Origin of the sequence: Paenibacillus sp. GCM10027626 (assembly GCF_042676285.1) — a bacterium.
Classification (GTDB): domain Bacteria; phylum Bacillota; class Bacilli; order Paenibacillales; family Paenibacillaceae; genus Paenibacillus_Z.
In genome coordinates this window covers 41,687-66,274 of the sequence record NZ_JBHTHC010000024.1, presented here as the reverse complement: position 1 = coordinate 66,274, position 24,588 = coordinate 41,687, and the positions used below count along the sequence as shown (strand labels likewise).

Here is a 24,588-nt window from a genome sequence, read left to right as displayed (position 1 = left end):
CGCTACCATCGGCGAATGATGAAATTGCCCGAGCGAAGCTTCTTCTCCAGCCAGCGCAATATTTGTATTTTGTAGAACGTGCGCGTAAGCGGAAATAGCAATGTAAGACCGATCAGGTCTGAAAAAAAGCCGGGCGCCAGCAGCAGCAGCCCGCCAAATAATATACATACGCCGTCAAGCATCGCATGGCCGGGCGGGCTTCCGCTTTGCAGCTGCCGCTGTAGATCGGTTAGCGCTTTGCGGCCCTCCAGGCGGGCAAAATAAGCGCCGGCAAAGCCGGTTAACAAAATCAGCAGAAAAGTGGACCATCCGCCTATAAAGTGACTCATCTGGATAATTCCCCATATTTCCACCGCAGGAATGATGATAATCGCCGCTACAATCCATTTCAGCATTTGGCTATCCCTTCCCTTCCGTCAAGTTGCCTGCGTATGCGGCCTTCAGCAGCCCGTACAGCTCCGGCAGCGACTTGTCCAGTCTGACAGGCTTGAATTGATCATTGACCCAAACGTGGCGCGTACCGCCTTCTACAAGCGGTTCTCCCGGTAAAACCTTCTCCGCCCATTCGGCCGGATATTGCTCATGCTCGCCTATACGCCGTACCTGTGAACGAAAGGACAGCCTGACCGGCGTATAGCTGTCAATGGCCGTGCAGATTAACACGCGATCGTCATACTTGGCCGGCGCTCCATAACGACAGTCCAGATCTACAACCGGCAGCATTAAGCCTTGACGCTCGATTTGCTCATAAGGCATGCCGTAATGGCGAATAAACTCAGTGCGACCAATTTCGAACCAGTTCACATAGTTGCCGTGAAAGACGACCCCCATCCGGTCCGTTTCCTGGTAACGCACGCGAAGCGGATGCAGATGCCACCGCAGCGGCTGATTTTTATCGTTCAATTCGATCACACCTTTATTATACCCTTGATTTAGGTTCTCAATTTGCACGAAAGCGACGGCGCAGGCGCCATCGCTTTCAACAATGATTTTATTACATTACTTTAGCTTGTCCGGAATAAATAACGCCCATCTCGGCGTAAACCGTTACTTCCATGCCGTCCTGCAAAGCTTCATAGGCATTGGATACGCCCAAAATAACAGGAATGCCCATATTAAGCGCAACGATTGCCGCATGGCTTGTAACGCCGCCTTGAACGGTAATGACGGCAGCCGCCTTCTCAATAGCCGGCATATAGTCTTTGTCTGTCGCTACAGTAACAAGAATCGATCCTTCCGTTACTTTAGCTACTGCTTCCTCGGCAGAACGGGCAATAACGACTTTGCCGGTTGCGCTTTGTGTGCCGATGCCTTGTCCTCTTGCAAGCAGTTCGCCGACGGTATGAATTTTGATCAGGTTGGTCGTACCGGACTGGCCGACCGGCACGCCTGCCGTAATAATAACCGTATCGCCCAGCATGACGATACCGGAATCGATGCCGCCGCGCACAGCGATGTCAAACATTTCGTCCGTCGTAGATGCCGGAGTGCCGCTTACAGGGATGACTCCCCATACAAGCGCCAGGCGGCGCTTCACCTGCTCGACCGGCGTAACGGCAATAATCGGCGATTTCGGCCGATATTTGGACACCATGCGGGCCGTATAACCGCTCTCTGTCGATGTAATAATCGCTTTCGCTTCCAGATCAAGCGCCGAGTTGGCCACAGCCTGGCTAATCGCTTCCGTCACCGTTTTTTGCTGCGCATTGGCCTGCTTCCTGAAAATCTCACGGTATTGCAAGGCGGATTCCGCACGCACCGCGATCGATGACATCGTCTGCACCGATTCCACCGGATATTTGCCTGCCGCAGTCTCGCCGGACAGCATAATCGCATCCGTACCGTCAAAAATGGCATTCGCTACGTCACTTGCCTCAGCGCGGGTCGGGCGCGGGTTGCGCTGCATCGAATCAAGCATTTGCGTCGCTGTAATGACCGGCTTGCCGGCGCGGTTACATTTTTCAATCATCATTTTTTGCACAAGCGGCACTTCTTCGGCAGGAATCTCTACGCCAAGGTCGCCGCGAGCCACCATCAAGCCGTCCGATACTTCCAAAATTTCATCCAAATTGTCTACGCCCTGCTGGTTTTCAATTTTGGAAATAATTTGAATATGTCCGGCGTTGTGGCGCTCAAGCAATTCACGAATCTCGAGGACGTCGCTAGCTTTACGCACGAATGATGCTGCGATGAAGTCGACCCCTTGCTCAATGCCGAAAACGATGTCGCCGGCATCCTTCTCTGTAATGCCTGGGAGCGAGATGTTTACGCCCGGTACGTTAACGCCTTTTTTGCTCTTGATTGCCCCGCTGTTCACAATGCGGCAAACAATATCAGTGCCTTTAATCGCTTCGACAGTCAGGCCAATCAAGCCGTCATCGATCAAAATCGTCGAACCGACCGACACATCGGACGGCAGATTCGCATAAGTAACCGGCACACGGTTCCGATCACCCAAAATTTCTTCAGTCGTCAAAGTGATCGTCTCACCTTGTTCCAGCTCGATCGGTTCTTCGCTCAATTTGCCGAGCCGGATTTCCGGGCCTTTCGTATCGAGCAAAATAGCTACGGTCTTGCCAAGCTCCTTAGCACCCTGACGGATGTTTTTAATCCGGTTGCCGTGCTCCTCGAAATCACCGTGAGAGAAGTTAAGCCGTGCAACGTTCATCCCGGCATTGATCAATTTTTTTGTGTTTTCGAGCGACTCGCTCGATGGGCCGATTGTACATACGATTTTCGTTTTGCGCATAGCGTTTTTTCATCCTCCGTCTGACCTGATCCATTGGTTTCAGCATCTTACCGCCACGGACAAGACGCTGCTTTGTTTCAAAAAAACGATACTCCGCTACTGAACCGGAGCCGATTCCGCCGCAGTTTCCGCTCCTTCAATTCCGGAATCGTCCCCGGCTGCATCAAGAGCCTCCGCTTTTACTGCTTCTTCTGTCTGTTCCTGTGAGGGGCCAGGCTCTGCGGTCAAAGGTTCTCCGCAATCCTGATATTGCCCGATACGGCGGAACTTCTCATAGCGATCCTGAATTAATTGTTCAGGGGACATCTGCATAAGCTCCTGCACATGTCGCCACAGCGCTTCCCTGATCAGCTCCGATTGCGCGGTATAATCGCGGTGCGCCCCGCCCTGCGGCTCAGGAATAATTTCTTCAATTACATTAAACTCCGCCAAATCAGATGCGGTTATTTTCATTACGCTTGCCGCTTCATCCGCCCGGCCGGAATCCTTCCACAATATCGCAGCCGCGCCGTTAGGAGAAATGGCGGAGTAGATGGCATTTTCCAGCATCAGCACGCGATTGCCCACGCCTAGCGCAAGTGCGCCGCCGCTTCCGCCTTCGCCGATTACAACACAGACGATCGGCACCCCAAAACCCGCCATCTCCCGCAAATTGCGGGCGATCGATTCCGAAATGCCCCGCTCCTCTGCAGTATTGCCAGGATAAGCGCCTTTAGTATCAATAAACGTCACGATCGGCCGGCCAAATTTATTCGCCTGCTGCATGAGGCGAAGCGCCTTGCGCAAGCCTTCCGGATGCGGACTGCCAAAAAAACGGGCGATGTTGTCTTTCGTATCTTTACCCCGCTGATGTCCCACTACTGTGACCGGCATGCCGTTAAGCTTGGCAATGCCGCCTACAATCGCCAAGTCGTCAGCAAACAGGCGGTCGCCATGCAGCTCAATAAAATCAGTAAAAACTTCTTGAATAAAATCAAGCGACGTCGGCCGCTGATGATGCCTGGCAAAATGCATCTTTTGCGCTGGAGTAAGCTCGTTGTAAAGCTCCTGCTGCAGCTGCTTGCAGCGCTCCTCCAGACGGGTTATCTCCTCAGAGAAATCGATGCCGGAGCCTTCGCTTAGTTTTTTCAGTTCTTCAATCTTATCGCGCAAATCCTTTAGCGGCTTTTCGAAGGGCAACTCACCCGCCATGGGTCCAATCCCCCTTTACAGTATGCATATCAAGCAGCTTATGCAAAAATGTTTTCATATCTTTGCGGTGGACAACCTTATCCAACTGACCGTGCTGCAAATTAAACTCCGCTGTCTGGAAATTGTCCGGAAGCTTCTGACGGATCGTCTGCTCGATAACAACGCGTCCGGCAAAACCGACCAGCGCCCCGGGCTCGGCCAAATTAAAGTCGCCAAGCGTCGCAAAGCTTGCAGAAACGCCGCCCGTCGTCGGGTCGGTCATGACGGATATGTACAAGCCGCCATCGGTTTGAAACTTCGAAAGCGCTGCACTCGTCTTGGCCATCTGCATAAGACTCAGAATGCTTTCTTGCATTCTGGCTCCGCTGGATGTAGAGAAAATAATTAATGGCAAACGTTTGTCATGAGCTTGTTCGATTGCGCGGGTAATCTTCTCTCCGACAACCGCTCCCATACTGCCGGCAAAAAAATCAAAGCTCATCGCTGCAACAACAGCAGGCAGCCCATTAATCATGCCTTCGCCCGTAATAACGGCATCGCGAAGGCCGGTTTTCTTCTTCTGCGCCTCCAGCTTGCTGGCGTATCCGGGGAATTCGAGCGGGTCAACCGACTCTAACCCGGGATCATATTCAGTAAAAGTACCTTCATCGATTGTCATGCCGATCCGTTCCCATGCATTCAGTCGGAAATGATGTCCGCAGCTAGGGCACACTTTCAAATTCTTCTCGATTTCTTTACTGAATTGAATGTTGCCGCACTTCGGGCATTTCGTCATCAAACCTTCGGGAATATCCGGCTTGGAACGAGCTGCCGTTCCTGTTCCGGATGAAGTTCCAGAAGGAATCGTCGCATATTTCTTTTTATGAAATAAGTCCTTGAACACAAGAGACACCTCTTTGGGGCACAGTTTTAAAAAGTGTAATTGTTAACGCTGTGAATTCAAAATATTGTTGAGAACTTCCTGCACTTCGTCCAGTTCACCCGAGGGCACTAATATTTCGTACTGTTGCTTGGATACATTAATCTGTCGAATTTTAACGAGAAAACCTTCCTGCGTCAGCCGGTTTTGAATACTTTCCGCGATTTTAGTCGTTGGCGCGATATAGATGACTGTCCACATGAAAGGAACCTCCTGAACAAAATTGGCATGCCTCACACAATCATTATTGCATGAACATGGCCTTTTACAAAATGACTCTTCTATCATTCGGGCATATGATGTCATAATGATAGCATAAAATCCGAATTCATCGCAACGATGCAAGAGCCGCCTGGCAAAACAGGCAGACATTGCCGATCCCGGCTTGCCGGGCCGGGATGCAGTCTGCATATGGTTAAGGAGTGTCGAAGTTCGCTTCAATATAGCGATTCGCCTTCGGATCCTGATGGGCGATACGCGCGGATGCCGCGGCCGCCAGGCCTGCTACCAGGTCATCCAAAAAAACATGAATATGCTTACCTTTTTCATTCAGCTTGCGAATAATTCCCGGCTTTACTTTATCCAGATAGCCGAAGCTCGTCAGGCCGATCATTCCGTACACATTCGTAATCCCAAGGGCTAGCGTCTCATCGACGCCATATAACGATTCATCCGCCTCCATAATGGCCTGCAGCGGCTGCGGCAGCTCCCCCCGTTCCGCTAATTCGTCCAGCGCTATTCCGGTAAAAAGCACATACTGCACTTCCCGCTTGGCCAGCACTGTACGCACGCTATCCGTGCATTCCATCATAGTCAAATCTGCATTGTAAGGGACTTGAAGCGAATAGACGATTTCTGCCACATCATTGATCGACACACCGCGATCCAGCAGCCTTTTTTCCATTTCCGATGGCATAGTTATCCCTCCCGCATCTACCTGTACGAGGTCATGCGACACGCACAAGCTACGATAATTCACGAAGCCCGACTTTTTGAACTCGCACTTTAACTAAAGCTTCATGTTTTTTAAATGTATGCGGACAGGGCGTAAGTTGTGCCGTTAATTTTGGAACGGCGGCAGGCTGCCGTCCATTTATTTTACTATCGCAGATCCGGGGCCTAGCAGCTGTTCGATCTGCTCGATCAAGCGCGGCGTAGGCTTGATGCTGTATGCTTTGCTCAATGCGACCGTCTGCTGGCGTCTTTCATAGAACAATACGGTTTCAATCGGGCCGGTATTGTCTGCGAGCAGCCCCTTGAGCCGCTCCAGCACGTCCGCCTGCTCATGCTGCGACGTTATTTTGATATACATCCGCTGCTTTCTTGGAGCAGCCGCCGAATCGCTGCTTGGCTTGGCATATGAGGCGGTGCGCCGCTTCGGCAGCGCCTGCGCAGCCGCCGGCGGACGCCCGCCGCCCGCGCGGCGCTTCAGCCGCTCGAGCTCCCCCTGCAAAACACCGCTGCGGGCAGCGGGCGCAAGCGGAACAACCTCCTCGAGAATAAGCTTGAAGTCCTCCTCTTGATGCTGTACTGCAGCAAGCGCGATGACCAGATCACCCGGGGCGAGATGTTCGGCATGCCGGCTCCAAACGTTAGGGAAAGCAACAGCTTCGGCATGCATAATCCGATCCTCCAGCTGAAGGAAGGCCATCGCTTGTCCCTTCTTGGTCGTAAAACGCTTCTGCGAAACGACCATGCCGGCAATGAGCACAAGCTTTCCTTCCGGCGCCTCAGACAGCTCAATTAGCCGTTCGATATTCGCTTGCCCCAGCAGCTGCTCATATTCATCGAGCGGATGGCCGGACAAATACAGCCCCAGCAGCTCCCGTTCGAGCGCCAGCAGCTGTCCGCTTGTAAAGGGCTGAACCTCCGGCAGATCGACATTCCAGTTTTGCACTTCGTCAAAGCCGAACAGCTCAATCTGCAGCTCTTCACGCTCTTTGCGCCACTTCGCTGCAGCGTCGATCATTTCGTCGAGCGCGGCAAACAATTGGGCGCGATGGCCGGGGAGAGAATCGCATGCCCCAGCCTGAACGAGCGACTCCAGCACGCGCTTGTTGACGACCCGCAAATCAACCCGCCGGCACAGATCAAGCAAGTCGCGGAAGGGCTGCTCCTGACGCGCTGCCGCCAGCGCCTCTATCGCTTGTGTGCCGACATTTTTAATGCCGGCCAAACCGAAGCGGATCGCACTGTGGGCAGGGGTGAATGCAGCTCCGCTTTCATTGACATCCGGCGGAAGCACATCGATGCCCATCCGCCGGCATTCATCGACATATTCCGCCGTCTTCCGCTGGTTGCCGGTTACTGACGCCAGCATCGAGGCCATAAAAGGAACCGGATAGTTCGCTTTCAGCCAGGCCGTCTGGAAGGCAAGCACGCCATAAGCTGCGGCGTGCGCGCGCGGAAAGCCATAGTCAGCAAAGCGGACGATCATATCATAGACCCGATTCGCTTCATCGCTCGTATAGCCTTGCCGCTCACTGCCCGCCACGAAATGAGCACGCTGCTCGTCAAGCACTTCGCGCTTCTTCTTCGAAACCGCCCGACGCAGCAAATCGGCCTCCCCAAGCGAGAAGCCGGCCATCGACGAAGCAATCTGCATAATTTGCTCCTGGTAAACGATGATGCCGTACGTATCCGCCAAAATAGGCTCCAGCGTCGGATGCGGATACTCTACACGAATCGCGCCATGCTTGCCTTGAATGAATTTGGGGATAAACTCCATCGGGCCCGGCCGGTAGAGCGCCACCACAGACACAATATCCTCGAATTTCGTCGGCTTCAGCTCGCGAAGCACGCGCCGCATACCCGCGGACTCCAGCTGAAAAATGCCTGTTGTATCGCCGCGGCTAAGCATCGCATAGGTCGGGGGATCATCGTCGGCGATATAGCGAAAGTCGATCGTAATGCCATGCTCGTTTTTGACCCATTGTAAAGTACGCTCCAAAATCGACAGCGTCCGCAGCCCGAGAAAATCCATTTTCAGCAGGCCGACCGCTTCCAGATGTTCCATTGAATATTGCGTGAGCACCGTCTTTTCCGTTCCGCTCTGCAGCGGCACAAAATTGGTCAGCGGCTCGCCGGAAATTACGACACCGGCAGCATGCGTCGAGGCGTGGCGCGGCATCCCTTCCACCTTGGCCGCCATCTCCAGCATCGCCTTCGTCTTCGGCTGGCGTTCTCCCGCTTCGCGCAATCCGCTGCTTTGCCGAAGCGCCTCGGCAATCGTCATGCCAAGCTGCCCCGGGATCAGCTTGGCCGCGCGGTCTACTTCCGCGAAAGGCACCGCCAGCGCGCGTCCTACATCGCGCACAGCAGCCCGGGCGGCCATCGTGCCGAAAGTAATAATTTGGGCGACATGGTCCTCGCCATACTTGGCCGTTACATAGGCGATCACTTCATCGCGCCGTTCGTCGTTAAAATCGATATCGATATCCGGCATCGTAATCCGTTCTGGATTGAGAAAGCGTTCGAAGAGCAGTTTATATTTTAATGGGTCTACATCCGTAATGCGCAGCGTATAGGCGACGAGACTGCCCGCGGACGATCCGCGGCCCGGACCGGTGCGAATGCCCTGGCTGTGGGCAAATCGGATAAAATCCCACACAATTAAAAAATAATCATTGAACCCCATACTGCCAATAACCGACAATTCATAGGAGAGGCGCCGGTCCGCCTCCGCCCGGAAAGCGGCATCGGCACTCCACTCCGGCAATCCGGCATACCTCGCTTCCAGTCCCTCTTTGCACAGCGCCGCCAAATAATCCGCACTGCTCATCCCTTCAGGAAGCGGTGCAAAGGCCGGGAGCAGCGTCCGCCCGAAGGTTAGCTCAAGGTTGCATTTGGCGGCAATTTCCGCCGTGCGCGCAACCGCCTCCGGCACATGGCGGAACAATGCCTCCATCTCCTCGCCGCTTTTCAAATAAAGCTGATCGGTCGCGATGCGAAGACGTCCTTCCTCCTCGACCGTTTTGCCGGTGCCGATGCAGATCAGCACATCCTGCATGACGGCATCCGCCGCCTCGATATAGTGGACATCATTGGTCGCGGCCAGTGCAATCCCCGTCTCGCGGGACAGCGCGATCAGCCCCTGCATGACTTTCTTCTGATCAAGCAGGCCGTGATCCTGCAGCTCCAGGTAAAAATCATCGCCGAAAATATGCTGATACCTGAGGGCAGCGGCTCGCGCCTCCTCAGGACGATCCTGCAGCAGGAGCCAGGGCACTTCGCCGCGCAAGCAGGAGCTTAGACAGACCAGCCCCTCCGAATGCGCTGCCAACGCCTCCATATCAATCCGCGGCTTATAGTGAAAACCTTCCAAATGACCGATAGAGCAAAGCTTCATCAGATTTTGATAGCCGATCCTGTTCTTGGCCAGCAGAATTAAATGGTAGGCCGGGTTTTCTTTACGGGAGCCTTTATCGAAGCGGGAGCCGGCAGTAAGATACATCTCGCAGCCGATAATCGGCTTGATGCCGTGCTCGCGGCAAGCTTTATAGAACGGAATAGCGCCGTACATGACTCCATGATCGGTCAATGCCAGCGCCTTCATTTTCATGTCTGCTGCACGGGCTGCCAAATCCCGTATGCGCGCGGCTCCATCCAGCAGACTATATTCACTATGCACGTGCAAATGTACGAAATTATGACCGTCGCTCATCGGTCTTAGCCCTCCCCCCGCATGCGCAGCATCTTTTTCTATTAGTTTATCATATTGCCGCAGTTTCCGCTCATAGAATGATAGTGAGGAAGACAAGACTTCCCTATCAAAACTACATTCAGCCTGGGAGGCGAAAGGTCCTTATGTCTCTTGCTCATGTTCTGTCTGTCGCCATACTTGATTTTTTCATTGCGTTTGGCGTTGTGTTCGGCGGCGCGATGCTTGCCGGCATCGGCTCTGTCTTTCTATTTATGCCGCCGGCAACAATGATGCTGAACACCGCCTCCCAGCTTAAAATATGGGCGCTTGTCGCAGCTGTCGGCGGCTCGATCGATCCGATGCGCATCATCGAAAGCAATATTACGCAAGGCCATCTATCGCCTGTAGCCGTGCAAATCTTTTATATGGTATGCGCCTTTCTGGGCGCCCATCTCGGCACGGAGCTGATCCGCTGGCTGTGCAGAGGAGCGATCTGACGATGCGAGTCCCGCCCTTTGAACGCTACCGCTCATTCATGCAGGGAATGGCCGGATTTGTCGTCGGCCTTATCGTTGGCGCGATGCTGTACCATATGTTGTTTATGGCGAGCTTCGACGCCTTGAAAAATGTAAACCTTCAGCTGGAAGGAAAGCTCGTTCAATATGAAAAAGATATTAAACAGCTGACAAAATTCAAAAATCAGCACAGCATTATCAAGAGCATCATGCCGATTATGGAAGACGATTTGAAGCGGCCGATCGACGAGTTAACGCAAACCGCTTTAAAAAATCGGCTGCGCGACAATTTGGAAGTATTGCTTGGCCACAGCATTTACGATATCGATTCAGATGCCAAAATTGCCCGGCTGCTTCTTAACCGCAAAATTTTTTATGACATCAATAAGAAAGATTACAAGATTGAAATCAAAACGATGCTCGTCGTCGAAAATGTGCTGCGCGTCTGGTTTAAGGCAGAGGTCTATGAGCGCGGTGTCGCTTCCTGAGCGTAAATTTCGCCAAATGCTTCCTCTCGTGGTACAATAATTATCATCTATTCACTGCACAGGAAAAGGAGCTGCACCACTGTTTATGGTTATTTTGAACTGGCTGCTCGTCATCTGCGTTTTCGCCTCACTGTTTGGCTCAGTCATTTACAGCTACAAAGCGCGGCGGGCAAAAGATACGCGGCTGCGCGGCAAGCATACCGCCGTAATGAACATTATGATGGGCCTTATGCTGCTGCTTGTCGCCTTGCTGTTTATGCTTGTATACAGCGGATCTACAATCAAGGTTATTATCGGCGCACTGTTTATCGTGATCGGCTTGTTCAACCTTTTTGCCGGACTGCGCAATTACAATTTGTACCGCCCGCGATAAACGCGGATAAGGCTGCTCTCCATTCAGGTAGCCCACGCAACTACTTTTGAGAGCAGCCTTTTTCCATCCGGCCGGGAAGCTGAGAAATGCGAGTTCAAAAAGTCGGGTTTTCAGCACCGAGAAGGCCCGCGAGAACCTGAACCTCTAGAACGGATCGATCAATTGTGCGGTCAGCATCGCCTTGGCCGCCAGGCCGTGCGCATCGGACAGCTCGACCTCCAGCTTGGCGTTTTTGCGGCTCATTTCGAGCAGCTTCGGCACAATTCGCACTTCGCTTTCCAATTGGATCGGCCGTACAAAATAGCTCGTCAAGCTTTCCACCATATGGTCGCGCTTGCCAAAATCTCTGACAAGGCCTCTGGCCGCTTGTGTCATTAAGGCGACCAGCACCCCTTCGGAAATAGTCCCGAGCGTCCCCGACATTTGCGGTGTAATTTTGCCGCGGTATACCCAGCCTGCCCCCTCTTTCTCCTCCGTCTTGGCAAAGCCTGCCCCGATCAGCTCGTCGAATGTCTCGCCCGATTCCGACTGGCGGCCGGTGTAGCGCATCGCCTCCAGCACCTCGCTGCGGCTGATTGCAGCCAGCAGCTTTCGGTTTTTATCGACAATCGGAAGAAGATCGATCCCTTCCGCAACCATTGTATGGGCAGCCGAGGTAATCGGGATATTCGGCGCCGCCGTAATGAGATGGCGGGTCATCAGTTTGTCAATCAGCTGGGTGGCTGCCGCCCCTTCCGCATCCTTTAATGTCATCATGCCGACAACCCGTCCGCGGTCATCAAGTACAGGAAAGCGCGACCCTCCGGTGCGCACCGACAATTTGTGAAAATCGCCCACCGTCTCGCCAAGCCGCATCGTCTCGACCGGACGGCTGTACGTGACGATATCTTCAACCAGCATAATTTTTTGCTTGATCAGCCGGTCAAACATAGCCCGGTTAATCATCGACGCAACGGTAAAGGTATCGTGCTTGGAGGAAATAATCGGCAGTCCTTGCCGATCGGCCAGCTGCTTCACTTCCTCGCTTGTGCCAAAGCCCCCTGTAATAAGCACGCCGGCGCCCTGCTCCAGCGCACACCGGTGGGCGCCTTCCCGATTGCCTACAATAAGCAGGCTGCCGGCATCGATATAGCGGACCATTGCCGCCAGCTCCATGGCACCGATGACAAATTTATGTAAGGACTTGTCAAGCCCCGCCGCTCCGCCGTACAGCTGTCCTTCAACAATATCCGCCACCTCGGCAAACGTCAGCCTTTCCAGCGAACCGCGCTTTTTTCTTTCAATGCGCACCGTTCCGATCCGCTCCTTCGTGCTGACGAGCCCCAGCGTTTCCGCCTCTTTGATCGCTTTATAGGCCGTGCCCTCACTGACATCGAATTGCTCGGCCACCGATCTTACGGACAGCTTGGTTCCTATTTTCATTTTCTCAATCAACTGGATAAGCTTTTCGCGTTTCGTCGCTGTCTCGCCGTGTTGCTCCTCGATCGACATCGTCATCCTCCTCCCAAAATAAAAATCAGGCTTATTCTACCGCCCAACTCAAGGCTTGCGCTAATCACCAAGGGGTAGATGTCCTCATATGATGAAGTAATTCGTGTCGAAGACCTTTCAATCGCCAACTGTTCGTCGTTACTATCCAGCCGGAAGGAGACTCCCATGCTGAAATCAAAAATCGCCGTACATGTCATCAGCTCGGGCATACTTCCCGAAGATACCATCATGCTTGGCGAAGCTTATTTGAAACAATGGAAAATTCCGCTTGGCCAGCCGATAACGCTCAAATTCGGCGCACTGCGCCAGCCTGTCAAAGTCGTCTCTGTCGTGAAGTTCGATGGGATGCGCATTAGTCAGCTGCTTGCAGGGCGCATGGGGATTCATGCTGACTGCCCCTTGCGGATCCAGTATCGCAGAGATAGCTCCACCTTGTCGCTCGGCCCCTTGATCGGGGTGCTTATCAGCCGCGACAATCCCGAACTGCCCTCGCGCCCTTTCGGATCGATTACGTTATTTTGCCGAGAGCTAGTTGCCGCTTGTGCCGCGCAAGGCGCTTATGTCTATTTCTTCACCCCTGAGCATATTCGGGGGATCAGCACAGTAGAAGGCTGGATTTATGAAGATGGCTGGCGCAAAACAGCACTGCCTGCACCGGACATCGTCAATAACCGCCTTACCTCGCGCAAGCTGGAGAATAGACCCAGCGTACAACAATTTTTAAAAGAAGTAAAACTGCGTTACAACACCACTGTCTTCAACGAAAAGTTTCTGGATAAAACTGAAGTGTTCGATGCGTTGAAGAAGGACGCGGCATTAATCCGCTATTTGCCGGAATCTCATGTGCTTCGCACGTTCACGACCTTAAAGACGATGTGCACCCGCTACAACACCGTTTTTATCAAACCGGTCCGCGGCAGTCTGGGCAAAGGCATTATCCGCGTCTCACGCGCTGAAGGAGACAAATATTTAGCTCAGTACGCAACAGTTGGCGGAACTAAAAAGCAACAGTTTTCCAGCTTGAACAAATTATTCACTTCCCTTTCCGGTAAGATGAAAACAGTCAAATACCAGATTCAGCAAGGGCTGAATCTTATTACGATCAACGGGCGCCCTGTCGACTTCCGGGCGCTCGTGCAAAAAAATCAAACCGGAAATTGGTCCTTAACCTCCATCGTAGCCCGTACCGCAGGCAATCATCATTTTGTCTCCAATCTCGCCCGCGGCGGTACACTTAGCACGGTGAAGGAAGCTGTCATGAAATCAAACTTGTCCTTTGCAAGCAGCAATGACGCGCCTGCCCGCCTGCAGAGGGCGGCACTGGAAATCGCCAGAGGAATTGACAGTCACATTCCGGCTCATTTTGGCGAATTGGGCATCGATCTTGCAATGGATTCCGTCGGGCGCATTTGGCTGCTTGAGGTTAACTCCAAGCCTTCCAAAAACGACAATACACCGCTCCCGGATCAAAAAATTCGGCCGTCTGTCCGCAATGTGATCCGCTATTCAAGGCATTTAGCCGGCTTTTAATCTGCATGAAGGAGGTTTGCTTACCATGACCAATCACAGGCGAAATATCGGCGTTCTTATTAGTGACTCATCCGATAGCGAGACAGAAACTGCACAGCTTCCCGAAAGCGGGTTTTGCCGTGAATTGTGCAGCCATGGAGCAAAGCTCGGATTGTTTGTCTATCTTTTCCGCGCTTCAAGTGTTAAAAAGCTTGGCGACACGATTACAGGATTCGTTCCTGCCGCGTCAGGCTGGAAGATAGCCGACTGCCCGCTGCCGGATGTTATCTATGACCGGAGCATGGAGCGGGGCAGCAATAAAAGCATACTGCTTGAAGAGCTGCGCAAACATCATTCCTTTCTCCTTCTAAACGGCTCATTGCCTGGAAAATGGATCGTATACAATGCTTTACAGCAAGATCCTTCCATCCGCCCCCTGCTGCCCCCCACCTGTCGCTACGAGGGACATCGACAGTTAATGAGTCTGGCCAAACAATATAAAAGCGGCCTGTTCCTCAAGCCGATCGCCGGCTGTCAGGGGCGCGGCGCACTCTGTATGCAGCATAGCGGCGGGACGTGGTCCGTCAGCGGCAGAACAGTGCGAAATCACTCCTTTCATCGCAGTTTCCCTTCTCTGGACACTTGCACTGAATGGATCGGGCGCTTCATTCGCTCTGCTTCTTATATCGTACAGCCTTATTTGCAGTTAAAGGATAAGGAGGACAGAGCATTCGACATCCGGACGCTCATCCAAAAAGATAAGCAAGGGGAATGGAGCATGACTGGAACTGCCCTTCGCGAGGGAGCTTCAGGAAGCATCACAGCCAACTTGCACGGCGGCGGTGCTGCGCAAAGCGCACAGCCGGCATTAGCAAAGCGTTATGGCGAAGAGCGCGCTCTTGCCTTATTGCAGCAAATTCAACTTGTCAGCATGCAAATCGCCCTCAGGCTCGAAAAAAGCTTCGGCCGCCTATGCGAGCTCGGGCTCGATTTCGGTATCGATCAGGACGGACGTTTATGGTTCATTGAAGCGAACAGCAAGCCAGGCCGGCTTTGTATGCGGGAAGTAACAGATATAGCAGCACAACAAGCTGCCTTAAAGCCATTGCAGTACGCGTCGCTTCTTATCCAGCGTCGTTCCCCTCTGCTTTCTGTCCACTGTCAAATCCCTGCTGATGCGGCTGTTTGCGAGCATTAGCACGATCGCAATATGAATCCAGAGGAGATCCAACCAGGAGGTTCATCCATGAGTTTGACATCGTGTCATGTTCACTTCACACCTAGCAGCGATAAAGTCATCCACTTGTCGGGATCGCTCCTTAAATCACTGCAGTTATCCGGCAAGAAAACCGTTCATCTCAAGCTCGGCAAAGAGTCCATTACCGCTTCATTAAAGCAGATCAAACGCCCCGGGCATCACTTATATTTGTCAGCCGGCGTCCGCAATACGATCAGGGTGCCCAAAAGCGGCAGTGTTTCCTTACTGCAAGCGAACGAGAACGATATTAAGCTCGGGCCGCTGATCGGCGTGCTTACCGATACTTCAGCAAGGTCGACCGCGGCTCCGTTCGGCTCGCGCACCGGATTTATCCGGCAGCTCCTGCGCACTGGAGAAAGCAAAGCCTATTTCTTTGCCTTTACTCCGCGCGACATTAATTGGCAGCGGCAGACGGTGTACGGCTACTTTCTAAATGGCCAGAATGGCTGGCATCGGCGAACCGTGCCGCTGCCGGATGTCGTTTACAACCGGCTCTCCAGCAGACGGGCGGAAACGAGCAGCAGCATTATTAGTTTGCGTGAACGGTTCGTCCGCCACAAAATTCCCTTTTTCAACTGGAGCTTCTTCGATAAATCAGATGTTTACCAAATGCTCGACCAGGATCTCGAGGCTTTACAACATCTGCCGGAATCAATCAATAACCCGAAGCCGGAGAAAATTAAAGAAATGCTCACGAAACATCAGTTTTTATACTATAAACCTTCGGCCGGCAGTCTGGGCATCGGCATTTATCGCTTGACATACCATCCCAAGCAGGGCTATTTTGCCCGCTATCGCCGCAACGGCTCCAACGTTTTGCTGCGCTTCACCCGCTTCCAAAGCTTGATGCGGATGCTGCAAGGAAGACACGGCAGCGGCTTGAACCGCTACGTATGCCAACAAGGCATACGGCTGGTAGAAATAGACGGCTGCCCGCTCGACTTCAGGTTTCATATGCACAAAAATGGAGAGAACAAATGGGTTCCCGTCGGCATCGGCGCCAAAAAAGCTGGACGCGGCAGCGTCACCACCCATGTCAAAAACGGCGGCTCCCTGCTTACGCCCGAGCAAGCGCTCAGCCGCACCTTCGGCGACCGCGCAGAAGATGTGCTGGAAAAAGCCAAACGGGTGTCCGTCAAGCTATGCGAGGCTATCGAACGGAATTTTCCTCATATGCTTGGCGAGCTCGGACTTGATATCGGGATTGATAAAGATGGTGAAATTTGGATGTTCGAAGCTAACTCCAAACCCGGACGCTCTATATTCACTCATCCGGCACTGCGCGCACAAGGGCGCGACTCCTATATGCATATCGTCGACCATTGTATGTACCTGAGCCGCTTTAAAGGGAGTGAAGAATGATGCTGCCGGAACAGCAGGAACTAATAACTGAGCCGTCCTCGCCCAACACGAAGCCTGTGCTGGCGATTCTTACAATTGATGACGATGTCCAGTTATTTCGAGGTAACCGCAGTAATTTCGCCGATTTGATCCGCACCGGCAAATCTCATAACTTTCTCGTTTACGTGCTTACGGTTAAACATTTAAACTTTAAAAGAAAGATGCTGGAGGGATTTACCTACGACGAGGATAATGACCTATGGATTCGTCAGCAGTTTCCCTTCCCTGACTTGATTTATAATCGGATTCCGCTGCGCGAGGATGAGATGCAGCCAAGAACGAGGCAAAAGATCGCCGCTTGTATGCGCAGCCCGCGCGTCCAGTTGTTCAACCCTAAATTTTTTAATAAGTGGAGTCTGTTCAAATGGCTGCGTCAATCCAAGATGACAAGGCCATATACGCCGATGACCCGCCGCCTGCTTACGCAGGAAAGCCTGAAGGTAATGATGCGGGAATTTCCGTATCTCTATCTGAAGCCGATAAGCGGCAAGGCCGGGCATGGAATAATGACGATTAAGGTGCAATCTGAAAAATCGCTGCCTTATCTTCTCAAAGTGCAGGCGGATAAAAAAAGCGTCACCTACAATTGCGCTACATTGCAGCAGCTGTGGCAGCGCATTAAAAAAGAAAGCGGCGGCGAGCGCTATATCGCCCAGCAAGGCATCCGGCTTGCGGCCTTTAACGACCGCCGCTTCGACCTTCGTGCACTCGTTCAAAAAAACAAGTCCGGACAGTGGGATCTGTCCGGACTTGGCGCCAGAGTCGCGGGCTCCCTAAGTATTACGACTCACGTTCCGCGCGGCGGCAGCATTGAGGATCCGCAAAAATTGCTAGTAAGCGCATTTGGCCAAGATGAGGCGCGTAGACTATTAGGTAAAACACGGAGCGCAGCGCTAATGATCGCCAAGCAAATCGAACGCGGCTCCGGCCATAAGCTTGCGGAAATGTCCATGGATTTAGGCGTTGATCGTACGGGCGGCATCTGGTTTTTTGAAGCGAATGCCAAACCGATGAAGTTCGATGAGCCAGAAATCCGCAAAACCTCGCTGGATCGGATTTTCCAATATGGTAAATATTTGCTTCGTTCAAAAAAATAGGTTGGATTGGAGGTGCTGAGAGATGCGCATCATGCTTCTGCCACAAAATCGCTGGCATGAATTCCGCGATATACTCCCGGCATTCGCGTACCGTTTTGGCGAACAGCGGCTGACGGCCGACGGGATGGGCACGCTGTGCTCCTTGCTCTCGGCGCCCCCCTCCCCTGCTTCTTCCGCAGTCATTACACTTGCGATCGAGCATCAGAAGCTGCTCGGGTTTGCGGTTGCCAAAGATGCCGGCGAGCTCGCCTGCCTTGTCGTCGTACGTGCGGAAATGCGCGGCAAGGGCATCGGAACTAAGCTGATGCAGTCGTTGTGCCGGCATTTCGGCACCCTTACATGCAATGTTGCCTGCGATAATTATTCCAGTATGCAGATGTGCTTCCGGGCTGGAATGGCAGCAGTCAGCATGCATGAGGGCCCAACCGGAAAGATGACGCTTCGATTCGTACGCACGCCATAACAGCTAGGAGGAATTCGCATGGGACAGCCCGTGCTTGGTATATTAACCCTTTATCTCAATGAAGACCGGGCGCTTGAAGAAAGACCCATTTATCAAAAAATGACTTCCGCCGGCAAATCGATAGGGCTTGACGTTTTTGTTTTCACACCGCAGGACGTCAACTACAAACAAAATCGGATTCACGCGATGGTCTATAACCCGGAAACAAAGAGCTGGACAAGAAAATGGCGCACCTTCCCGCATATGATATATGATCGCTGCCGGATTCAGCGCAGCCGCCGCTTTGAGCAATTGCTCCACTTCCGCAAAAAATACGGTCATCTCACTTTTTTGAATCGGGTACTGCGCAATAAGTGGACGGTATACAAAACGATGCGTGCCGACGAACGCTTCCGCAAACATCTGCCCGCAACAACCATGTACGACAGCATCCAGGACGTCCTGCTTATGTTGCGCAAATACCCGATCGTCTTTTTAAAGCCGATCGGCGGTACTGGAGGACGCGGCATTCTCAGAATCGAAAAATTGCGAAACGGGCAAGTCTTAATTCAAGGCCGGGATCAATCGCGGCGTATAATCAGTCCGCAGCGCGTGCCCCTCTCATCGCTTTCCAGCCGGCTTGCCAAATGGGATCTTAAATCGAAACGATATATGGTACAGCAAGGCATCCAGTTAAAGCTGCCCAACGGGCGCGTGCATGATTACCGTATGCTCGTCCAAAAAAATGGGCAAGGCCTGTGGGAGGTGACCGGCTGTGCCGCTAGAATCGGAGCGCCGCGCAGCATCACGTCCAATCTGCATGGCGGCGGAGAAGCTACGTCTATGAGCAGCTTGCTGGAGCAATGGCTCGAAAACAGCGATACGGCCGGGGAAGTAAAGCAGACCGCCGATAATTTCGGTGTTGAAACTGCTGCCTTCCTAGAAAAATCATATGGACGCTTATGTGAATTGGCGCTGGACATCGCCATCGACCGCAAAGGCCATATTTGGCTGCTGGAGGTCAATCCAAAGCCGGCGCGAGAAGTATTCAAGCAGGCGGGGGAGAAAGAAACTTACCGGCAGGCTATTACACGACCGCTGGAGTACGCGATGTGGTTGTACGCGCAAAAAAAGCAGCGCAAGGAAGCTAAGGAAGCTGCTGTGACCCCTCTATAACGAAAAAGAGCAAGTTCTGGTCATGATGACTTCAGAACTTGCTCTTCTCAACACTGCATGGCCAGTGGCCAACAGCCAGCAGCCAGCTAAGCTACCATGTACTCGCATCAATGTCCTGCGGACGCAAGCCTTCCCAAATATTCTTGATCTCGGCTTGTTCCGGGTGCTCAAATACTAGCCACGCCGTAGGCAAATACCTTCCTTCGCCGCTCTTGGTGGAAGGCTTGTTCATAATAACATTGTCCTTGACCAAAATTGTCGACGATCCGCCGTCCAAATTAGCGGCAATCACGGCGCCGCGCTCCAACAAAATATTTTGCACGTCAAAAAGATTAACGCCGACACTATGTGTCGCATCGCGTCCGTCTATAATAACGAATAATATCGCGCCGTCCTCGCGCTGCCCCATCGCCGTTCTCGGCGCGATTCCCCAGCCATCCCCGGCGTTTTTGATTAATCCTTTGCCATTGACAATAATGCGCGGCTGAAACGTCACTGCCTCTTGAATATTCATATCCAGCATTTCTTGCATCGTATAACGGCCGGCGATCATTTTGCCGTCCTTGTCAATGCCGACAATATTGGTTGAGCTTTTCTTGCCCAGGTCATTGTAAAAAACTTTGCCTTGAGAAATTACGACCCCGATTGGCTGGAATCCATTCCCGTTCCAGTTCGGATCGGCAAATCCCCCTCCATTGACAGCTGCAATTGCACCAGTACGCTCCGCCATGTCACGCACGCGCTCCCCGCGCCCGCGCTTAGCCGGCACGCCCAGACGGAGCTTGGTTGGATCGTTTACTGTCAATACAAAGCCTTTGTAGCCAAAGCCTTGGGAGCCTTTGCCGCTAATTTCCTCAACTTCAATCAGCGGCTTCTGCTCATCCGCCTTGTCCGGTACAGGCGGCATTGTAATGGTATGGGTATCGCGCTCTACTCCCATATCGTCGAATCGCTTATTGTATTCGGCAACCCGTTTATCAAGCTCTGCTTTTCCAATTACATATTTCGCCCATTCGCGATGCTTGGTCGTAATAATTGTATCTGCCATTAAATAACGCAAATTCGTACCCGAAGGTGTCAAAAAAAGCCATCCTAACCCAAGGCTAGTAACTAACATGAAAATCGATAAAGCATAAAGGATTACAGTACGCAGTTTACGACGTTTCTTTTTTGCCGGCTTCTTCTGTTTTTGAACCGTCAACCTCTCTTTACGGCTTGGCAACGTAACTTGTGTCTCTATCTCTCCCGCTCTCCTTACTTATGCAAAATGATTCGTAACATCTATACGACGACTTAGCCCGTCAAAATGTTTCAATATTTTCACTTGCATTTTCATATCTTGTCGGATAAAGTATAAGAAATTATATGTGCAAGCGCAATTATATATTTTTGGTTTTCTAGGGTTCCGCGGCTATGCCGGTCTGGTCCGAGGGAAAACGCGCCGCTTACGCTGCGAGTACACGGAGGGAAAAAAGCCCGGGAGATATCGGATACCGATATTTCCCGGGCTTTTTTTCCTGATTGCTTGTGCACACTTTTAATCTGGAGAGTAAGAAAGGAGCTGGAAGCAAGCCATGAAGTTGACCTGGTTAAAAGTAGTTGCCGCTGCCCTGTTTGAAGTGGGCTGGGTCATTGGCTTAAAGCATGCCGAGACCGCTTTGGAATGGAGCGGCACTGCCATTGCTATTGTTGTAAGCTTTTATTTAATGATCGATGCTAGCCGCGATCTGCCTGTTGGGACAGTGTACGCTGTCTTTGTCGGATTAGGTACAGCAGGAACAGTTATTGCCGAGATTATCCTGTTTGACGAGCCCTTCAAAATAGCCAAAGCTGCGCTCATCATTCTCTTGTTAGCCGGCGTCGTTGGCCTCAAGCTCGTTTCAGGTAAGACGCCTGCGGCTAAGGAGGAGGGCAAATAATGGCTTGGATTAGTCTTATTTTTGCCGGCTTATTCGAAATGGCCGGCGTCGCCATGATCAATAAACTGAATAAGGATCGCAACTGGCAGGCGTTATGCCTGATGCTCGCTTCCTTTGGCGCCAGCTTTATTTTTCTGTCGGTTGCCATGGAGTCGCTGCCGATGGGAACGGCTTATGCCGTCTGGACTGGCATTGGCGCCTCCGGCGGCGCCATTCTCGGCATGCTGTTTTATAACGAGCCCAAGTCCGTTCTGCGCATTTTGTTCATCGCGATGGTGCTTGGCGCTGCCATCGGCTTGAAGCTGATCTCGTAGCTTTTGATGCGGCGGCATGCTCGGGGGATACCTATTCCAGCGACCTGTGTTAGCTCCAAAAACAGGCGATTGGAAGTTTTCGCGGACAGTGATCCGTTATTTGCGAATTTTGGCTGATTTTCGCGGCGATTTGAGCAGAATAACGGAACCAGTGTCCGCTTCCCTACCATTTCGGCACGTTTGTTCACAGATAGCGGATCTACGGTCCGCTTAGATCCGCTCAAGGTCCGGTTCACCCACATTACCAAGGAACCTCAACAGACGTCGATGCTGCGAACCATTGTTGGAGCGGGCGAGATCTAAGCTGCCGCTAACGAACCTGAGAAAACCTGAGAATCCTTATTGGGCCCAAAATGAGGCCTTGTGGGCTGTAACGAATCTACCAATCGTTATTCACCGAAAATCGGCCGCTTCCCGGCCTTTTTTCCATCAATAGCGTGTCTCTGGTTCGTTACACGCGGATCAAGCCGATTTTTCGGCCAATAGCGTGTCTGAGGTTCGTTAGCCCTAATCGTCAACATAGGGAGGATGAAATGGATGGCATTCGGTGATATAATAAAGAAAATTGTTTTTTGTGTGAGGGGTGCAAAATGAAATTTGGTAAACGAAAATTAGAACGTTTTGCTGATATCGTTTCGTTGATAGCTGACGTTGTCTTCTACATCCCACGCTTACTAATTAAGCTTTTTACTTAATCCTGCCGGGTGTTGCCTCCCCTTTTTCCAGTTTTTGATCATATCGGCTCATACAAGCACCCTTCCTTATTCAATCTTCTTGCCAGCATGGATTGCGAGTTCACCTTCATGCCAAAGTAAACCCAGTTGAGGACTCGTACCTTTTTCCTTGGAAGCAATCACCCCACCTATGGCTGGCGTATCGTTATGGATCTACATGTTCGTCATGTTCTTTCGTGGCTCATGGATGAGCCTAATGAAGTATAAGGGAACGTTCAGACCAGAGGTTACCTGATTAACCATTGCCCGCAATTCATCTATCCGTCCAAAAAGAATTTGTTTTCCCGCACAGCCTGGAAACTTATAAATTTGAAAAAAACCGGGAAATATCAGTATCCGATCTCTCCCGGGCTTTGTTACCACATAAGAATTTAAAAAACGCAGCTTCCTTTGTGGAGATCATTTCCTAATGAGCAAACTCTTCTGTTCTAATATGCTCATTAACCAAGCGGCTCTCCCGCACTGAAATATTCAGTCTTTATCTAAATTGATAATTATCCACCTTCAGTATTCGTTTAAACTCAATCCACTCATCCCCAGCTGCAGCCTGCAGCAAAATCTTGCCGCGGCGCTCATCCACCCTGACGACATACCCGGTTATCTGTTCATCCTCGTACTCATCAAAGAGCGTTACTGTTATCTCTGACTTATACTCCTGAGACTCACTAATCTTATACATAATATCCTCGATCGCTTGACTGTCCAGCTGCGGTTTTTCACGCTTTTTTAAACTCTCCCGGTGCTGGACGATCTCAAGCTTATGCTCCGGCAGCATCATGCGGCTGCTTTCCCAAAATAGATTGCTTCCTGGTGTTAATTTATTGACCTTCCCCATTCGTTACATCTCCTTATTTATAATGACCGCCGATTTTTACTGCTCGATCAAGCGCTTGGCCGGCTGCTGTTTTGGACACAGCGCGGATGATCACCCCATCTCCATATTTATTTTTCAAGCGGTCTGTAGCAGCCTCAAGTTTACCTAATCGTTCTCTTGTATCATTAAAGACCAATTGATACTCATCAGCCCGCTGGAAGCCGGTAAGTGATACACCGATCCTCCTGACGGGCAACCCGTCCCAACGCTGATCAAACAACTGGCAAGCATTGTAATAAAGATCGTTTGTACAGTTTGAAGGGTAGCTCATTGTCATCTGCCGATTAAAACCCGTTGGATGATCATAATCCGCTCCTTGGCAGCCGACAGATAATGTGCGCCCCATCTTACCGATTGAGCGGCAGCGCCGCGCTACAAGCTCACAAAGCTCAAGCAGTATGACTCTAATGTCCTGCCGGGTGTAATAATCCCGCGGCAGAGTCATCATATGGCCGACTGATTTTTCGCCGGCATGTGTACCGGGGGTGACTGGCGAGTCATCTATCCCATTAGCGACCCGCCATAATACTTCTGCCTGAATATCGCTATCCTTTCCAAAGCGCGCGCGAAATCGGCGTTTTACATCAAGAAGAGGAGTCTGTGCCAGATCACCGATTGAATTGATTCCCAGCCTTGTAAAGTGGCCAGTCATGCGGCCGCCAACCATAAACATTTTGTTAATCGGGAGCTGCCAGAGAGTGTTGGCAAGCATCTCGCGCCGCAGTTCAAATATTCCAGATTCATTTTTCTTCGCGAAATTATCACAGGCCGTTTTGGCTAAAATCTTGTTTTCCCCGATGCCGACCCTGGTGTGGACACCGGTGATCGTTTTGACCTTAAATTGTATCTGCCTGGCCAAGCTCTCCGGACCGCCGAATAAATGTATCGACCCGGTCACATCTAAAAACTGCTCATCAATTGAATATGGTTCCACTAAGTCAGTGAAGGACTCGTATATCTGGGTGATCTGCATTGACATGTCGATGTACAATTGCATGCGCGGCTTGATGATAACAAGTTCACGACACTTGCCGAGAGCTTCACCCAGCCGCTCTGCAGTCGTCACCCCGTATGACTTGGCAATGGGGCATGCAGCCAAGATAATGCCTGAGCGCCGTTCTGGATCGCCAGCGACTGCAACAGGCTTATCATGAAGCTCCGGCCGCAGCGACTTTTCAACTGATGCATAAAATGACTGACAATCGACAAGCATGATCACCCTTTGTTTAGATGACACGTTTAATCACCGGCTTCGGATTAATGGCCAATATACTGTTTATCTTCAAGGAGCGCGGCGCGTTTGCCGTCATGCAGAAAACACGAATACAACCGTTTGTTACTTTATTGATGTGGACTTTACGCTGTGTAATATCACCTTTGTCATTCTGATAAATGACCTCAACAGTACGCCCGATATATTTAGCTATGTCCATCCTAACCCCTCCATACGAACGTTTGATCTTATTATATGCACAAACACTCGTTCGTATTCAAGA

24 protein-coding genes and 1 riboswitch are annotated in these 24,588 nt (G+C 51.7%); of the genes, 11 read left to right on the top strand and 13 right to left on the bottom strand.

The window, feature by feature from the left end; all coding sequences use genetic code 11:
* Positions 1-2 precede the first annotated feature (2 nt).
* The 8 genes from ACFQ0N_RS31675 to ACFQ0N_RS31640 all read right to left on the bottom strand — a co-directional run bounded on the left by ACFQ0N_RS31675 (position 3) and on the right by ACFQ0N_RS31640 (position 9,522).
* Positions 3-395: an FxsA family protein gene (locus ACFQ0N_RS31675; protein WP_379334074.1), complete on the bottom strand. Its 393-nt coding sequence runs from the start codon at positions 393-395 to the stop codon at positions 3-5.
* A 4-nt stretch (positions 396-399) separates the two neighbouring features.
* Positions 400-909 (bottom strand): acyl-CoA thioesterase, encoded by a 510-nt coding sequence (locus ACFQ0N_RS31670; protein ID WP_379334165.1) that lies wholly within the window; start codon positions 907-909, stop codon positions 400-402.
* Positions 910-994: 85 nt separating this feature from the next.
* Positions 995-2,749, bottom strand: a complete 1,755-nt coding sequence (pyk, locus tag ACFQ0N_RS31665; protein WP_379334072.1) for a pyruvate kinase — start codon at positions 2,747-2,749, stop codon at positions 995-997.
* A gap of 96 nt (positions 2,750-2,845) precedes the next feature.
* On the bottom strand, positions 2,846-3,940 hold the full coding sequence (locus tag ACFQ0N_RS31660; RefSeq protein WP_379334070.1) for an acetyl-CoA carboxylase carboxyltransferase subunit alpha: 1,095 nt from the start codon (positions 3,938-3,940) through the stop codon (positions 2,846-2,848).
* Positions 3,930-4,823, bottom strand: a complete 894-nt coding sequence (gene accD / locus ACFQ0N_RS31655) for an acetyl-CoA carboxylase, carboxyltransferase subunit beta (RefSeq protein ID WP_379334068.1) — start codon at positions 4,821-4,823, stop codon at positions 3,930-3,932. The genes ACFQ0N_RS31660 and accD overlap by 11 nt, the downstream gene beginning before the upstream one ends.
* A gap of 42 nt (positions 4,824-4,865) precedes the next feature.
* Entirely contained in the window at positions 4,866-5,060 is a 195-nt protein-coding gene (locus tag ACFQ0N_RS31650; RefSeq protein ID WP_379334065.1) for a glutamate decarboxylase, read from the bottom strand.
* Positions 5,061-5,274: 214 nt separating this feature from the next.
* Positions 5,275-5,775, bottom strand: a complete 501-nt coding sequence (locus tag ACFQ0N_RS31645; protein ID WP_379334063.1) for a phosphatidylglycerophosphatase A family protein — start codon at positions 5,773-5,775, stop codon at positions 5,275-5,277.
* A gap of 177 nt (positions 5,776-5,952) precedes the next feature.
* A complete protein-coding gene (locus tag ACFQ0N_RS31640; RefSeq protein ID WP_379334061.1) occupies positions 5,953-9,522 on the bottom strand; it encodes a DNA polymerase III subunit alpha in 3,570 nt (1,189 codons plus the stop codon).
* Between the two features lie 143 nt (positions 9,523-9,665).
* Here ACFQ0N_RS31640 and ACFQ0N_RS31635 point away from each other — a divergent pair, with 143 nt between their 5' ends.
* The 3 genes from ACFQ0N_RS31635 (at position 9,666) to ACFQ0N_RS31625 (ending at position 10,877) form a co-directional block, all read left to right on the top strand.
* Positions 9,666-9,998: a YtrH family sporulation protein gene (locus tag ACFQ0N_RS31635; protein WP_379334059.1), complete on the top strand. Its 333-nt coding sequence runs from the start codon at positions 9,666-9,668 to the stop codon at positions 9,996-9,998.
* 2 nt (positions 9,999-10,000) lie between these two features.
* Complete coding sequence (locus ACFQ0N_RS31630; RefSeq protein WP_379334057.1) at positions 10,001-10,504, top strand: sporulation membrane protein YtrI; 504 nt, start codon at positions 10,001-10,003, stop codon at positions 10,502-10,504.
* A gap of 85 nt (positions 10,505-10,589) precedes the next feature.
* On the top strand, positions 10,590-10,877 hold the full coding sequence (locus ACFQ0N_RS31625; RefSeq protein ID WP_379334055.1) for a YtpI family protein: 288 nt from the start codon (positions 10,590-10,592) through the stop codon (positions 10,875-10,877).
* A gap of 144 nt (positions 10,878-11,021) precedes the next feature.
* On the opposite strand, the gene ACFQ0N_RS31620 is transcribed toward ACFQ0N_RS31625, so the two are convergent.
* Positions 11,022-12,368: a DRTGG domain-containing protein gene (locus ACFQ0N_RS31620; protein WP_379334053.1), complete on the bottom strand. Its 1,347-nt coding sequence runs from the start codon at positions 12,366-12,368 to the stop codon at positions 11,022-11,024.
* Positions 12,369-12,533: 165 nt separating this feature from the next.
* Here ACFQ0N_RS31620 and ACFQ0N_RS31615 point away from each other — a divergent pair, with 165 nt between their 5' ends.
* Genes ACFQ0N_RS31615 through ACFQ0N_RS31590 form a run of 6 tightly spaced genes read left to right on the top strand, consistent with a single transcriptional unit; the run spans position 12,534 to position 19,251 of the window.
* A complete protein-coding gene (locus ACFQ0N_RS31615) occupies positions 12,534-13,898 on the top strand; it encodes a YheC/YheD family endospore coat-associated protein (RefSeq protein ID WP_379334051.1) in 1,365 nt (454 codons plus the stop codon).
* A 25-nt stretch (positions 13,899-13,923) separates the two neighbouring features.
* Positions 13,924-15,075, top strand: a complete 1,152-nt coding sequence (locus ACFQ0N_RS31610) for a YheC/YheD family endospore coat-associated protein (protein ID WP_379334049.1) — start codon at positions 13,924-13,926, stop codon at positions 15,073-15,075.
* Between the two features lie 48 nt (positions 15,076-15,123).
* Positions 15,124-16,497: a YheC/YheD family endospore coat-associated protein gene (locus tag ACFQ0N_RS31605; protein WP_379334047.1), complete on the top strand. Its 1,374-nt coding sequence runs from the start codon at positions 15,124-15,126 to the stop codon at positions 16,495-16,497.
* The gene (locus ACFQ0N_RS31600; protein WP_379334164.1) at positions 16,497-17,633 is read left to right on the top strand and encodes a YheC/YheD family endospore coat-associated protein; all 1,137 of its coding nucleotides are present in this window, start codon (positions 16,497-16,499) and stop codon (positions 17,631-17,633) included. Before ACFQ0N_RS31605 ends, ACFQ0N_RS31600 begins: the two co-directional genes overlap by 1 nt.
* 22 nt (positions 17,634-17,655) lie before the next feature.
* Entirely contained in the window at positions 17,656-18,096 is a 441-nt protein-coding gene (locus tag ACFQ0N_RS31595) for a GNAT family N-acetyltransferase (RefSeq protein WP_379334044.1), read from the top strand.
* A gap of 18 nt (positions 18,097-18,114) precedes the next feature.
* On the top strand, positions 18,115-19,251 hold the full coding sequence (locus ACFQ0N_RS31590) for a YheC/YheD family endospore coat-associated protein (protein WP_379334042.1): 1,137 nt from the start codon (positions 18,115-18,117) through the stop codon (positions 19,249-19,251).
* A 91-nt stretch (positions 19,252-19,342) separates the two neighbouring features.
* Here ACFQ0N_RS31590 and ACFQ0N_RS31585 read toward each other — a convergent pair whose 3' ends face one another.
* On the bottom strand, positions 19,343-20,332 hold the full coding sequence (locus ACFQ0N_RS31585) for a phosphodiester glycosidase family protein (RefSeq protein ID WP_379334040.1): 990 nt from the start codon (positions 20,330-20,332) through the stop codon (positions 19,343-19,345).
* A 305-nt stretch (positions 20,333-20,637) separates the two neighbouring features.
* Positions 20,638-20,736: riboswitch (guanidine-I (ykkC/yxkD leader) on the top strand.
* A gap of 89 nt (positions 20,737-20,825) precedes the next feature.
* On the opposite strand from ACFQ0N_RS31585, the gene ACFQ0N_RS31580 reads away from it, so the two are divergent.
* Positions 20,826-21,170: a DMT family transporter gene (locus tag ACFQ0N_RS31580; protein WP_379334038.1), complete on the top strand. Its 345-nt coding sequence runs from the start codon at positions 20,826-20,828 to the stop codon at positions 21,168-21,170.
* On the top strand, positions 21,170-21,484 hold the full coding sequence (locus tag ACFQ0N_RS31575) for a DMT family transporter (protein ID WP_379334036.1): 315 nt from the start codon (positions 21,170-21,172) through the stop codon (positions 21,482-21,484). The genes ACFQ0N_RS31580 and ACFQ0N_RS31575 overlap by 1 nt, the downstream gene beginning before the upstream one ends.
* Positions 21,485-22,696: 1,212 nt before the next feature.
* On the opposite strand, the gene ACFQ0N_RS31570 is transcribed toward ACFQ0N_RS31575, so the two are convergent.
* The 3 genes from ACFQ0N_RS31570 to ACFQ0N_RS31560 are packed head-to-tail and all read right to left on the bottom strand — an operon-like array spanning position 22,697 to position 24,525.
* Complete coding sequence (locus ACFQ0N_RS31570) at positions 22,697-23,053, bottom strand: YolD-like family protein (protein ID WP_379334034.1); 357 nt, start codon at positions 23,051-23,053, stop codon at positions 22,697-22,699.
* Between the two features lie 13 nt (positions 23,054-23,066).
* Positions 23,067-24,329, bottom strand: a complete 1,263-nt coding sequence (locus ACFQ0N_RS31565; protein ID WP_379334032.1) for a DNA polymerase IV — start codon at positions 24,327-24,329, stop codon at positions 23,067-23,069.
* Entirely contained in the window at positions 24,319-24,525 is a 207-nt protein-coding gene (locus tag ACFQ0N_RS31560) for a hypothetical protein (protein WP_379334030.1), read from the bottom strand. Before ACFQ0N_RS31560 ends, ACFQ0N_RS31565 begins: the two co-directional genes overlap by 11 nt.
* Positions 24,526-24,588: the final 63 nt, after the last annotated feature.

Excerpts from the sequence above, each read along its gene's own strand:
- ACFQ0N_RS31675 (WP_379334074.1), bottom strand. The coding sequence starts at position 395 with ATGCTGAAATGGATTGTAGCGGCGATTATCATCATTCCTGCGGTGGAA.
- pyk (WP_379334072.1), bottom strand. The coding sequence starts at position 2,749 with ATGCGCAAAACGAAAATCGTATGTACAATCGGCCCATCGAGCGAGTCG.
- ACFQ0N_RS31660 (WP_379334070.1), bottom strand. The coding sequence starts at position 3,940 with ATGGCGGGTGAGTTGCCCTTCGAAAAGCCGCTAAAGGATTTGCGCGAT.
- ACFQ0N_RS31650 (WP_379334065.1), bottom strand. The coding sequence starts at position 5,060 with ATGTGGACAGTCATCTATATCGCGCCAACGACTAAAATCGCGGAAAGT.
- ACFQ0N_RS31645 (WP_379334063.1), bottom strand. The coding sequence starts at position 5,775 with ATGCCATCGGAAATGGAAAAAAGGCTGCTGGATCGCGGTGTGTCGATC.
- ACFQ0N_RS31640 (WP_379334061.1), bottom strand. The coding sequence starts at position 9,522 with ATGAGCGACGGTCATAATTTCGTACATTTGCACGTGCATAGTGAATAT.
- ACFQ0N_RS31635 (WP_379334059.1), top strand. The coding sequence starts at position 9,666 with ATGTCTCTTGCTCATGTTCTGTCTGTCGCCATACTTGATTTTTTCATT.
- ACFQ0N_RS31630 (WP_379334057.1), top strand. The coding sequence starts at position 10,001 with ATGCGAGTCCCGCCCTTTGAACGCTACCGCTCATTCATGCAGGGAATG.
- ACFQ0N_RS31625 (WP_379334055.1), top strand. The coding sequence starts at position 10,590 with ATGGTTATTTTGAACTGGCTGCTCGTCATCTGCGTTTTCGCCTCACTG.
- ACFQ0N_RS31620 (WP_379334053.1), bottom strand. The coding sequence starts at position 12,368 with ATGTCGATCGAGGAGCAACACGGCGAGACAGCGACGAAACGCGAAAAG.
- ACFQ0N_RS31615 (WP_379334051.1), top strand. The coding sequence starts at position 12,534 with ATGCTGAAATCAAAAATCGCCGTACATGTCATCAGCTCGGGCATACTT.
- ACFQ0N_RS31610 (WP_379334049.1), top strand. The coding sequence starts at position 13,924 with ATGACCAATCACAGGCGAAATATCGGCGTTCTTATTAGTGACTCATCC.
- ACFQ0N_RS31605 (WP_379334047.1), top strand. The coding sequence starts at position 15,124 with ATGAGTTTGACATCGTGTCATGTTCACTTCACACCTAGCAGCGATAAA.
- ACFQ0N_RS31600 (WP_379334164.1), top strand. The coding sequence starts at position 16,497 with ATGCTGCCGGAACAGCAGGAACTAATAACTGAGCCGTCCTCGCCCAAC.
- ACFQ0N_RS31595 (WP_379334044.1), top strand. The coding sequence starts at position 17,656 with ATGCGCATCATGCTTCTGCCACAAAATCGCTGGCATGAATTCCGCGAT.
- ACFQ0N_RS31590 (WP_379334042.1), top strand. The coding sequence starts at position 18,115 with ATGGGACAGCCCGTGCTTGGTATATTAACCCTTTATCTCAATGAAGAC.
- ACFQ0N_RS31580 (WP_379334038.1), top strand. The coding sequence starts at position 20,826 with ATGAAGTTGACCTGGTTAAAAGTAGTTGCCGCTGCCCTGTTTGAAGTG.
- ACFQ0N_RS31575 (WP_379334036.1), top strand. The coding sequence starts at position 21,170 with ATGGCTTGGATTAGTCTTATTTTTGCCGGCTTATTCGAAATGGCCGGC.
- ACFQ0N_RS31570 (WP_379334034.1), bottom strand. The coding sequence starts at position 23,053 with ATGGGGAAGGTCAATAAATTAACACCAGGAAGCAATCTATTTTGGGAA.
- ACFQ0N_RS31560 (WP_379334030.1), bottom strand. The coding sequence starts at position 24,525 with ATGGACATAGCTAAATATATCGGGCGTACTGTTGAGGTCATTTATCAG.